The sequence below is a fragment of the Rhizobium sp. 01N48 genome (genome assembly GCF_056399145.1).
Genome location: NZ_JBFTQT010000001.1, coordinates 143,639 through 157,102 on the forward strand (window position 1 = coordinate 143,639; position 13,464 = coordinate 157,102).

At 65.7% G+C, this 13,464-nt stretch carries 11 protein-coding genes; 4 read left to right on the forward strand and 7 right to left on the reverse strand.

The window, feature by feature from the left end:
• Positions 1-7 precede the first annotated feature (7 nt).
• Both AC1DOG_RS00750 and AC1DOG_RS00755 read right to left on the reverse strand, forming a co-directional pair.
• Entirely contained in the window at positions 8-994 is a 987-nt protein-coding gene (locus tag AC1DOG_RS00750) for a glutathione S-transferase family protein (RefSeq protein ID WP_477926458.1), read from the reverse strand.
• Between the two features lie 116 nt (positions 995-1,110).
• Positions 1,111-2,001 (reverse strand): LysR family transcriptional regulator, encoded by an 891-nt coding sequence (locus AC1DOG_RS00755; RefSeq protein ID WP_477926459.1) that lies wholly within the window; start codon positions 1,999-2,001, stop codon positions 1,111-1,113.
• A 95-nt stretch (positions 2,002-2,096) separates the two neighbouring features.
• Here AC1DOG_RS00755 and AC1DOG_RS00760 point away from each other — a divergent pair, with 95 nt between their 5' ends.
• The gene (locus AC1DOG_RS00760; RefSeq protein WP_477926460.1) at positions 2,097-3,200 is read left to right on the forward strand and encodes an aldo/keto reductase; all 1,104 of its coding nucleotides are present in this window, start codon (positions 2,097-2,099) and stop codon (positions 3,198-3,200) included.
• A 74-nt stretch (positions 3,201-3,274) separates the two neighbouring features.
• Here AC1DOG_RS00760 and AC1DOG_RS00765 read toward each other — a convergent pair whose 3' ends face one another.
• Positions 3,275-4,102 carry an oxidoreductase gene (locus tag AC1DOG_RS00765; protein WP_477926461.1) on the reverse strand — a complete coding sequence of 276 codons (828 nt, stop codon included), beginning with the start codon at positions 4,100-4,102 and terminating at the stop codon, positions 3,275-3,277.
• A gap of 80 nt (positions 4,103-4,182) precedes the next feature.
• Here AC1DOG_RS00765 and AC1DOG_RS00770 point away from each other — a divergent pair, with 80 nt between their 5' ends.
• The 3 genes from AC1DOG_RS00770 (at position 4,183) to AC1DOG_RS00780 (ending at position 7,189) form a co-directional block, all read left to right on the forward strand.
• Positions 4,183-5,109 (forward strand): AraC family transcriptional regulator, encoded by a 927-nt coding sequence (locus AC1DOG_RS00770; protein WP_477926462.1) that lies wholly within the window; start codon positions 4,183-4,185, stop codon positions 5,107-5,109.
• 192 nt (positions 5,110-5,301) lie between these two features.
• Positions 5,302-5,802 (forward strand): GNAT family N-acetyltransferase, encoded by a 501-nt coding sequence (locus AC1DOG_RS00775; protein WP_113196751.1) that lies wholly within the window; start codon positions 5,302-5,304, stop codon positions 5,800-5,802.
• 73 nt (positions 5,803-5,875) lie between these two features.
• On the forward strand, positions 5,876-7,189 hold the full coding sequence (locus AC1DOG_RS00780) for an MFS transporter (RefSeq protein ID WP_477926463.1): 1,314 nt from the start codon (positions 5,876-5,878) through the stop codon (positions 7,187-7,189).
• Positions 7,190-7,198: 9 nt separating this feature from the next.
• Here AC1DOG_RS00780 and AC1DOG_RS00785 read toward each other — a convergent pair whose 3' ends face one another.
• Genes AC1DOG_RS00785 through AC1DOG_RS00800 form a run of 4 tightly spaced genes read right to left on the reverse strand, consistent with a single transcriptional unit; the run spans position 7,199 to position 13,448 of the window.
• Positions 7,199-7,627 (reverse strand): N-acetyltransferase family protein, encoded by a 429-nt coding sequence (locus AC1DOG_RS00785; RefSeq protein ID WP_477926464.1) that lies wholly within the window; start codon positions 7,625-7,627, stop codon positions 7,199-7,201.
• 4 nt (positions 7,628-7,631) lie between these two features.
• Entirely contained in the window at positions 7,632-9,701 is a 2,070-nt protein-coding gene (locus AC1DOG_RS00790; protein ID WP_477926465.1) for a hypothetical protein, read from the reverse strand.
• Between the two features lies 1 nt (position 9,702).
• The gene (locus AC1DOG_RS00795; protein ID WP_477926466.1) at positions 9,703-12,513 is read right to left on the reverse strand and encodes a DUF4159 domain-containing protein; all 2,811 of its coding nucleotides are present in this window, start codon (positions 12,511-12,513) and stop codon (positions 9,703-9,705) included.
• Complete coding sequence (locus tag AC1DOG_RS00800; RefSeq protein WP_477926467.1) at positions 12,510-13,448, reverse strand: DUF58 domain-containing protein; 939 nt, start codon at positions 13,446-13,448, stop codon at positions 12,510-12,512. The genes AC1DOG_RS00795 and AC1DOG_RS00800 overlap by 4 nt, the downstream gene beginning before the upstream one ends.
• Positions 13,449-13,464: the final 16 nt, after the last annotated feature.

Consider the following 13,464-nt stretch of genomic DNA (forward strand, 5'->3'; position numbering starts at 1 on the left):
CTTGCGTTCAGGCTGCGGCGCGTTCGCCGCGACCGTGCGGGCGGTCGAGGTCCAGTTCCGGGCCGACAGGGACGATACCAGTGGGGTTGATCGTCTTGTGGCTGCGGTAATAGTGGTCCTTGATGTGGCGGAAGTCGACCGTCTCCTTGATCCCTGATGTCTGGTAGAGATCGCGCAGATAGGCCGAGAGGTTCGGGTAATCGGCGATGCGGCGGATGTTGCACTTGAAGTGGCCGACATAGACAGGGTCGAAGCGTACCAGCGTGGTGAAGAGCCGCCAATCGGCCTCGGTCAGGCGGTCACCAAAGAGATAGCGGCCCTTGCCGAGGCGGTCTTCCAGCATGTCGAGCGTTTCGAAGAGCTTCAGCACGCTTTCCGAATAGGCGTCCTGGGTGGTGGCAAAGCCAGCCTTGTAGACGCCGTTGTTGACGGTGTCGTAGACGAGCGCGTTTAGATCGTCGATCTCGGCGCGCAGGTCTTGCGGATGGAAATCAGTGGTCGAGCCAGTCAGCGCGTCGAAGGCGCTGTTGAACATGCGGATGATCTCGGCGGATTCATTGCTGACGATGGTGTTGGTCTTCTTGTCCCACAGGACAGGCACGGTGACGCGGCCGAAATAGTGCGGATCGGCCTTCACGTAGATGTCGGAGAGCGCCTTGGCGCCGAAGAGCGGATCGCCGGTGGCGCCGTCGCCGACCTTGAATTCCCAGCCCTTTTCCAGCATCAGCGGATCGACGACGGAGACCGAGATCAGGTCTTCCAGCCGCTTCAGCTTGCGGAAGATCAGCGTGCGGTGCGCCCAGGGACAGGCGAGGGATACGTAGAGATGATAGCGACCGGCCTCGGCCTTGAAGCCTTCCTTGCCCGACGGGCCGGCGCTGCCATCCGGCGTGATCCAGTTGCGGAACTGCGAGGCGGCGCGCTTGAAGTGACCCTTGGTCTCCTTCGTATCGTACCAGACGTCCTGCCAGACGCCGTCGACCAGCATACCCATGGTGTCTACTCCTTCGATCTTTCGTTGCCCGTTAGATATCGCGCTTGGGCGGATTTTGCAGTGGGGCAAAAATTGAACAGTGCGTCACGCGCTGATTGCGCCCGGCGGTGCGATTGCTACTTGACGCTCAAGGCGGCGATCAGCGCGCGCAGCGCCGGCGGCGATTGGCGGCGGCTCGGGTGGTAGAGGTGGAAGCCAGGGAAGGGCGGGCACCAGTCGTTAAGCACCTGCACCAGCGCTCCGGAGGCGATCTCGTCGGCCACGTCGTGCTCCATCATATAGCCGAGCCCGACGCCGGCGCGCACGGCGGCTGCCGGAAGCTCGCCATCATTGACGATAAGCGGGCCGCTGGTGCGGATCTTGATCTCCTTGCCGTCTTTCTCGAACTCCCAGGGAAGCAGCCCACCCGAGGTCGTCAGGCGGTAGCCGATGCAGGCGTGGCGTTCGAGATCGTAGGGTGTGTCCGGCGGCGGGATGCGGGCGAAGTAGGAGGGCGTGCCGACGACGACGGTGCGCAGCTCAGGCCCGACCCGCACCGCGATCATGTCCTTCGCCACCGTCTCGCCGAGGCGGATGCCGGCGTCGAAACCTGAGGCGACGATGTCCGTTAGCCCGTCCTGGATGATCACCTCGACGTTGATATCGGGATGGGCGAGCAGGAAAGCGGGCAGCTTCGGCACCAGCACCATTCTGGCGGCGTAGGCGAAGGTGGTGATGCGGACCGTGCCGGACGGGTTGTCGCGCCATTCGGCCAGCGCTTCGAGGCCGCCCTCGATATCGGATAGCGCCGGGTTGAGCGATTGCAGAAGCCGCTCTCCGGCCTCGGTCGGCGCGACGCTGCGGGTGGTGCGGGCAAGCAGCCGGACGCCCAGCCGCTCCTCCAGACCGCGCATCGCGTGGCTGAGTGCCGAGGGCGACATGCCGAGGACGGCGGCTGCGCGGGTAAAGCTGCGCTCGCGGGCGACGGCGGCAAAGGCGAGGAGATCGTTGAGCGTTCCGCGTTCCATTGCTGCATTCTGCTCACAAGTTCATGCGACGGGCAACCGCTAATCCCGTGGGGTCCGCCGGCCTAAATGGAGGGGTGTGAACAAGGAGCACGGATATGGACCTTACCAGCTATCGCACCCTCGGCCGCTCGGGACTGATCGTCAGCCCGCTGGCGCTTGGCACCATGACCTTCGGCGCCGGGCGATGGGGCGCCAATGAGCAGACCTCGCGGGCGCTGTTCGACGCCTATGTCGATGCCGGCGGCAATTTCATCGACACAGCCGACATCTATTCGGCGGGGAGGAGCGAGGAAATGCTCGGCGCGTTTCTCTCCGACAGCGGGCAGCGCGACCGGCTGGTGGTGGCGACCAAATCAGGATTTCCGCGCGGCGCGGGCACGCCGCTCTGGGGCGGCAACGGGGCTAAGAACATCCGCCTCGGCATCGAAGGTTCGCTGAAGCGGCTACGCACCGACTATATCGACATGTACTGGATGCATGTGTGGGACCAGACGACGCCGGCCGATGAAGTGTTGCAGACGCTTTCCGACGCCGTTCGGGCCGGCAAGATCCTGCATTACGGCTTTTCCAACACGCCCGCCTGGTATGTGGCGCGGATCGCGACGCTGGCCGAGGCGCATGGGCTGCCGAAGCCGATCGGCCTGCAATATGCCTATTCGCTGATCGATCGCGGCGTCGAGCTCGACCTCATGCCTGCCGGCGCCGAGTTCGGGCTTGGCATGGTGCCCTGGAGCCCGCTTGCGGCCGGCCTTCTGACCGGCAAATACGGTCGCGAGATGCTGGCAGAGGCCGGGCGGGCCACCGCGCTGCCGGACAAGACCTCGGAGACATCGGAGAGCGGCAGCAATGGCCGGCTGAACGGCGACAATCCTTTCGGTGGCATGCTGTTTACCGAGCGCAATTTCGATGTGGTCGATGTGGTGACATCAGTCGCGGCCGAAATCGGCCGGTCGGCGGCCGAGGTGGCGCTTGCCTGGGTGGCGCGCCGCGCCGGCGTTTCCTCGGTGCTGATCGGCGCCAGCCGGGTGGAGCAGCTGCAGCAGAACATCGCTTCGCTGGATGTTGATCTCGACGAGGCGATGCTCGAGAGGCTGGAGCAGGCAAGCGCGCTGCCGCTGCTCAACCCCTATTTCATCTTCCAGATGCCGACCAGCCGGCTGTTCGGCGGCCAGACGGTCGAGCGCTGGCCGAGGGGATGATTGCGCCCGGCCTTGGCCCTATGTTGAGCGCAACATAACGCAGGCTGGTCGCGATTGGCAGGTTCAAGACGCGATCAGCCATCCGTCGAGATGGTCAGGGCTCTCCACTCCTCGATCTCCTGCTGCAGTTCACGGACGCGGTCCGATACGAGCTTCAGGGCATCGCTGCCGAGCAAGAGTTGCGGCGGCGGTGCGTCGGTTTCGATCAAAGTGAGGACGGCTGCGGCGAGCTTGTCGGGGTCGCCCAACTGCTTGCCGCTCTTCTCCTGCCGCGCGGTGCGGATCGGGTCGAAGATCGCGTCGTAATCGGCGATCGATCGTTCCGTCCTGACCATGGAGCGTCCGGCCCAGTCGGTTCTGAACGAGCCGGGACAAAGGGCTGTGACATGCACGCCGAAGGGCGCCATCTCCGCACGCATCACCGCCGATATGCCCTGCAGCGCGAATTTGCTGCCGCAGTAGTAGGCGATGCCGGGCATGGTGATCATGCCGCCCATCGAGGTGACATTGACGATGAAACCCCGGCGGCGCTGGCGAAAGCGCGGAAGGAAGGCCTTGGCGACCGCGACGGCGCCGAAGACGTTGACGTCGAACTGGCGGCGCATCTCTTCGATCGGCGATTCCTCGAGCACGCCCTCGTGGCCATAGCCGGCGTTGTTGATGAGGACGTCGACCGGACCGTGATCGTCTTCAGCCTTTTGGACGACATCGGGGATGCGGTCGAAATCCGTGACGTCGCAAAGCGTGGTGATGACGCCCGGCAGCGCTTCGGCAAGGGTTTGGCGCGAGGCCTCGGAGCGGACCGTGCCGATGACCTTATGGCCCATTTTCACGGCGCGAGCAGCAATGGCGAGGCCGAAGCCGGAATTGGCGCCGGTGATGAATATGGTCTTGCGTGACATGATCAGCAGGTCTCCTTGATATTGAGCGGATTGATTAATACTCTTGGAGACAAGCTGTTTCGATTGCGGATTGTCTGAGTATGTTGCCAAATCCTATCAAGGTGGACCATGTCGGCTCGGCGCGCCGCAGGCTGGTGGAGCTTGCCGGGGCGCTTGCTCCCGCGCAGGGGTATAATTTGACAGCGCTGCCCTCGGTGCGCCTGCTGCGGACGGAAGCGGTGCTTCACGACATCCCCGTCCTCTACAAGCCGGGGGCTGTTTTCGTGCTGCAGGGAAGCAAGCAGGGCATGCTCGAAGGGGAGGTCTATCTCTACGATGAGGATCACTATCTGGCGGTGTCGGTTCCCGTGCCCTTCCGGATGCGGTCGATCGCCAGTCCCGAGCGCCCGCTGCTTGCCGTCTATGTCGATTTCGACATGCAGATGGCGGCCGAGATCGCCATGCAGCTGGATACGCACGGCGGATTGGCGGATGATAAGCCGCGCGGTCTGGTGTCGAGCAGGATGTCACCCGACATCGAGGACGTGCTGCTGCGTCTTCTGACGGCACTCAGAAAACCCACCGATGTGGCGGTTCTCGGCGAGGGACTTTTGCGGGAGTTGCATTATCGTGTGCTGATGGGGCCGCAGGGCGGGGCGATGATTGCCGCCCTTAAACGCCAGGGGTCGTCCGGCAAAGTGGTGCAGAGCCTGGGCTGGCTGCGCGAGAATTACGGCGCGGAGATCTCGATCGCCGATCTGGCCAGGCAAGTGGGCATGAGCATTCCCTCCTATCATCTTCGCTTCAAGGAGCTGACGGGCAGCAGCCCGATGCAATATGTGAAGGCGATGCGGCTCCATGAGGCGCGGCTGATGATCGCCCGCCACCGCAGCACGATCGCGGAGATTGCGGCTTCGGTCGGCTATGCCAGCCCGGCGCAGTTCAGCCGCGACTTCAAGCGGCATTTCGGGCGCACCGCATCGGAGGAGGCGAAGTGGGTGCGCCACCACCTCGGTGAAATCGTCTGAGTTTCATTCCGGGAGGGGGCGGCAATCTTTTCCCATAGACGGCCGATTTTTTTCCTGCTATCGGCCTTTTCACGATTTCAGGAACCCGATTTGATGTCCGCATCCAGAACCCTGCGACGACGCTGATGCTCCCGAACGCCCAAGGGCGTGTTCGAGAACCCATCATTTTGTCTATCCGGTTTCTGTCTCTTCATGCACAAGCACGATCTGGTCTACCTCACTGAGGACGCGTCGCACGACGCCGCCATCGAACACATCAACGAAGAAGCATTCGGCCCAGGCCGGCACACTCGTGCTGCCGCGCGCATTCGCGAGCAGGGGCCGCATGATCTGTCGCTCTCCTTCATCTGCGCCGATGACGGCGAGACGATCGCGTCGGTCCGGATGACACCAGTCATGGCCGGCGATGTGCCCGGCCATCTGCTCGGGCCGCTTGCCGTTCGCCCCTCGCACAAGAACCGCGGCATTGGCCGCGAGCTGGTGCGGATCGCGGTGGAAGCGGCCAAGCGCAAAGGTTCCGAGGCTGTCATCCTCGTCGGCGATCCGCCCTATTACGGGCCGCTCGGCTTCGAGAAGGTGGCCTATAACGCGCTGACCTTTCCGGGGCCGGTCGATCCGGGCCGGGTACTCGTGGTGCCGCTCGGCGAGGACGTGCATGGGCGGCTGAAGGGCGTAATCGGCTGGCGCAAATAGGTCATCTGTTCTATTGAGCTATCTTAGGGTCGCCGGTTTTGGTGGTCTTTCAGATGCTTGAGGGGGAGAAGGCATGGCGCGCATTTCAATCGACGAGGCGCTGGATCGCGCGGGGACCGGACCGTTTCAGCGGCGGCTTCTCGGCATTTTCGGCCTTGTCTGGACGGCGGATGCGATGCAGGTGCTGGCGGTCGGCTTCACCGCCGCCTCGATCGCCGCGAGCTTCGGGTTGACGGTGCCACAGGCGTTGCAGACGGGAACGCTGTTCTTTCTCGGCATGCTGATCGGCGCCTATGCCTTCGGCCGGCTGGCCGACAAGGTTGGGCGGCGCAATGTGCTGCTGCTCACGGTCGCCTGCGACGCGGTGTTCGGGGCGCTGTCGGTTTTCGCGCCGAGTTTCACCATCCTGCTTGTCCTGCGCTTTCTGACCGGTGTGGCCGTCGGCGGCACGCTGCCGGTGGATTATGCGATGATGGCGGAGTTCCTGCCGTCTAAAAGTCGCGGCCGCTGGCTGGTGGCGCTGGAGGGTTTCTGGGCGATCGGGACGCTGATCGTGGCGCTTGCGGCGTGGGCTGCCAGTGTCGCGGGCGTTCAGGATGCCTGGCGGTATATCTTCGCGGTGACGGCGGTGCCTGCCATCCTCGGGCTCGGCCTGCGCCTCTTCGTGCCGGAATCGCCGCTCTATCTCTTGCGCGGCGGTCGCGGGGAGGAGGCGAAGACGACCATCAATCGGGTCCTTGTGGCCAATGGCAAGCCGGCACTTGGTGCCGACGACCAGCTGGTCTCGCCAGCGCATGCGGCCTCCGAAGGCGTGTTTTCGGGCGCGCTTCGCCGTCGCACCGTCATGATCCTGGCGATCTGGTTTCTGGTGTCGGTCTCCTATTACGGTGTCTTCACCTGGATGCCGGCGAAGCTTGCGGGCGATGGCTTCGGTTTCGTCCGGGGTTACGGCTTCCTGGTCTTCGTGGCGCTGGCGCAGATCCCCGGCTATGCGCTCGCCGCCTATGGCGTCGAGGCCTGGGGCCGCAAACCGACGCTGATCGGCTTCTGCCTGTTGTCGGCGGCGGGCTGCCTGCTGTTCGTCGTCTCCAGCGTCGATATCATGGTCGGTGCGTCGCTTCTGATCATGAGTTTCGCGCTGCTGGGGACATGGGGCGCGCTCTATGCCTACACGCCGGAACTCTACCCGACCGCGGTTCGGGCAACCGGCATGGGTACCGCGGGTGCCGTCGCGCGGCTTGGCGGACTGCTCGCGCCGTCGCTGATGGCGCTTGTCGTCTCCGAAGGGCTTGGCGTTGCGATCGGCCTCTTCGCCGGCTTCCTCGTCATCTCGGCGCTGGCGGCGGTGGCGATCGATTCGGAGACGCGGCAGGCATCGATTGCCTGAGGGGCATCTTCAGGTTTCGGGCGTCAGCGCCTTGCGCAGGAACGTCCGCGTGCGGCCCTTCGGGAATTCCGGCAGTTCGCCGAAGATTTCGTATCCCTGTTTCAGATAGGCCTTTAGTGCCGTTGGGCTGAAGGTGTCGATCCAGGCGCCGTGGCAGCCGCGATTCGCGGCTTCCTGTTCGGCCAGCGAGAGGAGCCGGCCGGCGAGGCCGGTGCCGCGTTGGCTTTCGGGGATGAAGAGCAGCTGGGTGAAGAGCCAGCCCCAGGCGGTGTAGCCGGAGAGGCCGCCGATTACTTTTCCATCCTCGTCGCGGATCAGCACCGCCAGCGTCCGCCGATCGGCAGAGCCGACGTCGGCGTGGTTGAAGGCGGTGAGGGTCTCGCCGATGACCGCGAGGTCATCGGGGGAGGGTGTGGCGGTCAGTTCGAGTTGCGGCATCGTGTCAGCGGCCCTCGCGCCACCACATGGCGCCGAAGGCGAGCAGCAGGATGCCGACGCCGGCGAAGCCCGCGAAGAGCGGCAGCGTGTTGATGCCCTTCAGCACGGTCTCGTTGGTCAGGCGGATCTGCATGCGGTCATTGTCGGCGACGCGGATCTGGCCGCGCACCGGCAGGATCGGCGGGATCTCGACATTGCCGTCGGTATCCGAGACGCGGGCGACGAGGCCTCTCGTCTTGTCCGATATCGGCTTCAGCACGTCAGGCGTCGAGATCATCGCCTTGAACTCCGGCGCATCGACGGCGCCGACATGCACGAGCGTGCTCATCTCGCCGTTGCGGATCTCGAAGAGGCCGATTTCGTCCATGCGCTTCTCGGCCTTGAAGAGACCGGGCTCCGACTGGACGAGCGGCAGCGTCTCGGTCTTGCCGGAGGGGTAGCGCACGGTGGCGTTGCCGGGATTGTCGCCGATGGTCTGGCGGGTGATCTCGAGCGTGCGGCCGGAGGCACGGGCGGTGAGCGCTTCTTCTTCCAGCGCCGGTTCCTTCATCAGCCAGTGGGCCACGCGGCGATAGAGCGAGACGTGCGGGCCGCCACCTTCGAAGCCACGGGCCCAGAGCCAGCCCTGATCGGACAGGAGCATGGCGACGCGGCCCTGGCCGGCTCGGTTCAGCACCAGGAGCGGATTGTTGTCGGCGCCGACCATGACGGTCTCGCCCTGCGGCGGCTCGACGCCGACGGAACGGAACCAGCGGCCCCAATGCGGCGGCTCGTCGGTGGAGCCGTCGAGACCACGGGTGACCGGGTGCTTCTTTCCTTCGTCGGAGAGGCGTGGATAGAAGGCCTTCTCGACCATCTGGCCGGTCGGGGCGGCGGGGAGAACCGAGGAGAGCGGCGTCAGCGCGATCGAATCCGGGCCGGCATGCTCGGGACCTGCGGCGATCAGGAGCGCGCCGCCGTTTTCGACATATTGCGCGATGTAGTCGTAATAGAGGATCGGCAGCACGCCGCGATGCTGGTAGCGGTCGAAGATGATCAGGTCGAAATCCTTGATCTTGTCTACGAACAGCTCACGTGTCGGAAAGGCGATGAGCGACAGCTCGTTGATCGGCGTGCCGTCCTGCTTTTCCGGTGGGCGCAGAATGGTGAAGTGCACGAGATCGACGGAGGCGTCGGATTTCAACAGGTTGCGCCAGGCGCGCTCGCCGGCATGTGGTTCGCCGGAGACCAGCAGCACGCGCAGGTTCTCGCGGATGCCGTCGATGACGTGGACGGCGCGGTTGTTGGCTTGCGTCACTTCTCCTGGCAGGGCGGCGACCGAGAATTCCAGCACGTTGCTGCCGCCGCGCTCGACCTTGAAGGAGAAGGGTGTGTCGCGGCCAGGTGTCGCCTGCAGCGTGGCGATCTCGTTGCCGTTGAGCTTGACCGTCACGTCGGCGGTGCCGCCGGGGCTCGGGCCGTCGTCGAAGACGCGCAGTACCAGTTGCTGTTCCTCGTTGACGATGCCGAAGCGCGGCGCCTTGATGACCTCGATGCGGCGGTCGAATTCGTTGGTCTTGCCCGTGATCAGCCCATGGATCGGGGCGTCGAAGCCGAGCGCCTGGTTGACGCCGGGCACGTCGTGGATCTGGCCGTCAGTGAGCATGATCGCGCCGCCGATGCGGGCGGGCGGCACGTCGGCAACAGCGGCAGACAGCGCGTTGAAGAGGCGCGTCGAGGGGGCGTCGGAATCCTCCGGCTCCGTGGCATCGACATAGCGCGGCTCGACGTTGGGGAAGCGGGCGAGGCGGTCCTTCAGCGCCACCAGCGCGTCGTCCGTCATCTTGATGCGCTCGGGCGTCTGCTGGCTCTGGCTGCGGTCGACGATGACGGGGACGACCGTCGAAAGCTGCTCGCGGTCTTCCTGCATCAGCAGCGGGTTGGCGAGCGCTGCGAGCAGCGCCAGCGCCGCGACGGTGCGGATCCAGGCGCCGCGCACGCCCCGGAATATCGCGAGTGCTGCGATGGCGACGACGATGACGGTCAGGCCGGCAAGCAGCGGCCAGGGGATGAAGGGCGCGAAATCAACAGTCATGTCACTGCCCCAGCCGTTCGAGGAGGGCGGGGATGTGGACCTGGTCGGTCTTGTAGTTGCCTGTAAGCATATACATCATGATGTTGACGCCGCTGCGGTAGGCGTATTCGCGCTGCGCCTCGTCAGGCGGCACGGTCGGCAGCAGCGGGACGCCATTGTCGTCCACGGCCCATGCGCCGGCGAAATCATTGCCCGTGATCAGGATCGGCGAGACGCCGTCCGCCGTTGCCGCCGACTTGGCGTTGTTGGAGCGGTTGTCCTGGCGTGCCTCGATCCAGAGCGGGCTACCGGCATAGCGGCCGGGGAAGCTCGACAGAAGATAGAAGGATTTGGTCAGCACGTGGTCGGAGGGGACCGGCTCCAGCGGCGGGATGTCGAGATTGGCGAGGATCTGCTGCAGGCGTTCGCCATTGGCGCTGCTGCCGCCGCTGTTGTCGAGCGCGCTGAACTGGTCGCGGGTGTCGAAGAGCACGGTGCCGCCGGCGCGCATATAAGCGTCGATGCGGTTGATCGAGGCGGCAGACGGCATTGGCGCGGTGGCCGAAATCGGCCAGTAAATGATCGGATAGAAGGAGAGCTCGTCCTTCGTCAGGTCGAGGCCGACGGGGGCTGCGGGTTCGAGCGTGGTGCGGAAGGTCAGATATTCCGTCAGGCCCTCGAGGCCGCGCTCGGAGATGCGATCGACCTCGGCCTCGCCGGTGACGACATAGGCGAGGTGGGTATTGTCGAGCCGCTGGAAGATCTGCTCGTCGCCGGGCTTGCTGTCGTCGGCGCGTGACTGGCCGGGCTGCACCAGGAAGGCTGCGGTGACGGCGACCGCGATCATCGCGGCCGTGCGGGCGGCCGGGCGCAGGCGCGAGAAGGCGCCGCTCATGAACATGACGATCAGGCTGTCGGCAAGCAGGAGCAGGAAGGCGATGAGGAAGAGCGAGGGCTTGGCCGACCATGTCTCGCCGCCGATCAGGCCTTCACGCACCAGCGTCACACCCGAGACATCGAGGGGTTTCAGTTCGGCGTTTGCGGGCAGGACGTTCAAGGCGGTGAACCCTTCCTCGGAGCCATAGAGGCCCGGCGGATTTTCGAAGCTGGCCAGAGGGGCGGCCTTGGCGTTGGGGATCAGCGGACGCGCGGCGCCGGTCTCGGTGGTGAGCGCGCCCTTGGCGGTCAGCAGCCGGAAGGGCGGCAGCGCTTCGGCAGTGGTGGCGCCGCCGGATTGCGAGGTAACGCCGCCGGAGCGCGACAGTTGCACGAGGCGACGCAGCATCTCGACGAAATTGCCTGAGATCGGCAGGTCGGACCATGTGGCCTCGGCGCTGACGTGGAAGAGCACGATGCGGCCTGATGTCATCGGCTTCATCGTCACCAGTGGCGTGCCGTCGGCAAGGCTTGCCCAGGTGCGCTCGGCCAGATCCGGCGTCGGCTCGGCCAGCACCTGGCGCTTGACGGTGACATCGGTCGGGCGCGCCATGCCGGCGAAGGGGCCGAAATTGGGGAACTCTGCCAGCTGCTGCGGCTCGGCCCAGGAGAGCGCGCCGCCAAGCGCGCGTTCGCCCTGGCGAAGCGTCACCGGTACCAGCGGATCGTCGGCGGGGGCGGCCGCCAGTCGCGGGCCTGCGAAGCGGATGAGCGTGCCGCCATTGTTGATCCAGCGCTGCAGCGGATCATAGGTCTCCTGCGGCAGGCGGCCGATATCGGCCATGACGATGACCGAGGGGTTCTGCGCCAGGAGATCGGGAATGGAGGTGGCGAGATCGGGCGCGTTCGGTTCGATCAGGTCGGCATAGGGCTGCAGGGCGCGCTGGATGTAATAGAGTGGCGAGAGCAGCGGCTGAAAGCTGTCGCTGGCCTCGCCCGACAGAAGTACGACGCGGCGGCGCTTGAAGCCGTCGTCGAGCAGGTGGACGGCGCCGGCCGTTGCGTGGTTGTCGATGCTGAGCCGCGCGAAGTCGTTGCGCATCTCGAAGGGGGCGGTGATCGAGCCTGAAGCCACGGACTGGCCCGGCTGGAAGGAGACGGAGCCCGAGGCGATGGCGCGGCCTTGCGCATCCTGGGCGGTCAGCGGCAGGGTGGCGGCCGAGGCGCCGTCGAGGCGGGTCGCGGTGACGGTCATGGCGTCGGCGGCGTTGTTGGCTCCGGTGATTGCCACCGTCTGCGCGGCGTCGCCGGCGATCAGGCGCAGTTGGCCGGGCTGCAGGTCGGAGAGTTGGCGCACCGTGGCGTCGTTGTCGTTGGCGGCGGCACCATCGGTCAGGAAGGCGAGCGTGCCGGGATGCACGCCGTTCAGCGCCGCGCGCAGCGCCTCGAAGGCGCGCTGGCGGTCGGGCACGAGCGGCTGCGGCTCGGCGGCGCGCAGTTTTTCGCGGGCGACGGCTGCGGTGCCCGCTACGGCATCGTTGCTTGGATCGGCAGTAAAGGTGATGGATACGGGCAGGCCAGCGCTGTCGGCGTCGTCGATCAGCGCCTCGGCGGTCTGCACGCGACGCTCCCAATCGGGCGCGGTCGCCCAGCCATTATCGACGAAGAGCACGAGAGGGCCGCCCGCGGCGATCGAGCTGGTGCGCGGGTTGAAGACCGGATCGGCGATGGCGAGGATGACGGCTGCGGCGAGCAACATGCGCAGCAGCGTCAGCCACCATGGACTTTGCGCCGGCGTTTCCTCGCGCTTCAGAACGGTTGCGAGGATGCGCAGCGGCGGGAAGACTTCCGTCTTTGGGCGCGGCGGGGTCAGGCGCAGCAGCCACCAGATGACGGGAAGCGCCACAAGGGCGCCGAGAATGGCTGGATAGGCAAAGGCGAATGGAAGCGCGTTCACAGCTGGCCTCCATGCGTTGCTTTCCCGGGCAAGCTAGCTTTCCCGGGCATGCCGGAGAGGTGCATGTGGACGGCGACCAGCGCCTCGGAGGCGAGGTGATCAGTGCGATGGCTGATGAAGGTCCAGCCGAGGTGGCGCAGGCTCTGGCCAAGGCCATCGCGGCGGCCGAGATAGGCGCGCGTATAGGCGTCGCGGATGTTTTCGGCGCGACCGGAGGTGAGCTTCGAGCCGGTCTCCGGATCGGTGAACTCGGTGCGGCCGGTATAGGGAAACAGCTCCTCGGCGGGATCGGCCACCTCGATGACATGACCGCGCAGGCCGCGACGAGCGAGCGGGCCTATGCGGGCCATCACGGCCTCGGCATCATCGAGGAAATCGCCGATCAGCACGAGGTCGCTCGAGCCGCGGATCATGGCGGTATCCGGCAGGCCGCCGGTGAGCGGCGCGTGCATCAGTGCGACGGCGAGGCGCTCGGCGGCGTTGCGGGCGGAGATCGGTTCCATCACGCCGGGGCAGCCGACGCGTTCGCCTGAGCGCGCGAGGATTTCGGCGAGCGCCAGCATGATGACGAACGCGCGGCTTTCCTTGGAGACGCTGCCGAAGGTGGACTTGTACATCATCGACGGCGACATGTCGGCCCAGAGCCAGATCGTGTGGGCGGCTTCCCATTCGCGGTCGCGGATATAGGTATGATCGTCACGGGCCGAGCGGCGCCAGTCGATGCGCGCCAGGCTCTCGCCTTCGCTATAGGGCCGGAACTGCCAGAAATTCTCGCCGATGCCACGCTTGCGGCGGCCGTGCCAGCCGGCGATCACGGTGTTGGCGATACGCTTGGCCTCGACGAGGCAATCCGGCAGCAGGCTGGCGCGCTGCCTTGCACGTGCAAGGGCATCGCTGCCTGGGGTCGGAGTGACGGTCTGTCCGATCGATGCCACGCGTGAGGCTTCCTTC

What these genes read in the sequence shown, in the direction of transcription:
- AC1DOG_RS00750 (WP_477926458.1), bottom strand. Translation starts at nt 994, where the DNA reads ATGGGTATGCTGGTCGACGGCGTCTGGCAGGACGTCTGGTACGATACG.
- AC1DOG_RS00755 (WP_477926459.1), bottom strand. Translation starts at nt 2,001, where the DNA reads ATGGAACGCGGAACGCTCAACGATCTCCTCGCCTTTGCCGCCGTCGCC.
- AC1DOG_RS00760 (WP_477926460.1), top strand. Translation starts at nt 2,097, where the DNA reads ATGGACCTTACCAGCTATCGCACCCTCGGCCGCTCGGGACTGATCGTC.
- AC1DOG_RS00765 (WP_477926461.1), bottom strand. Translation starts at nt 4,102, where the DNA reads ATGTCACGCAAGACCATATTCATCACCGGCGCCAATTCCGGCTTCGGC.
- AC1DOG_RS00770 (WP_477926462.1), top strand. Translation starts at nt 4,183, where the DNA reads ATGTTGCCAAATCCTATCAAGGTGGACCATGTCGGCTCGGCGCGCCGC.
- AC1DOG_RS00775 (WP_113196751.1), top strand. Translation starts at nt 5,302, where the DNA reads ATGCACAAGCACGATCTGGTCTACCTCACTGAGGACGCGTCGCACGAC.
- AC1DOG_RS00780 (WP_477926463.1), top strand. Translation starts at nt 5,876, where the DNA reads ATGGCGCGCATTTCAATCGACGAGGCGCTGGATCGCGCGGGGACCGGA.
- AC1DOG_RS00785 (WP_477926464.1), bottom strand. Translation starts at nt 7,627, where the DNA reads ATGCCGCAACTCGAACTGACCGCCACACCCTCCCCCGATGACCTCGCG.
- AC1DOG_RS00790 (WP_477926465.1), bottom strand. Translation starts at nt 9,701, where the DNA reads ATGACTGTTGATTTCGCGCCCTTCATCCCCTGGCCGCTGCTTGCCGGC.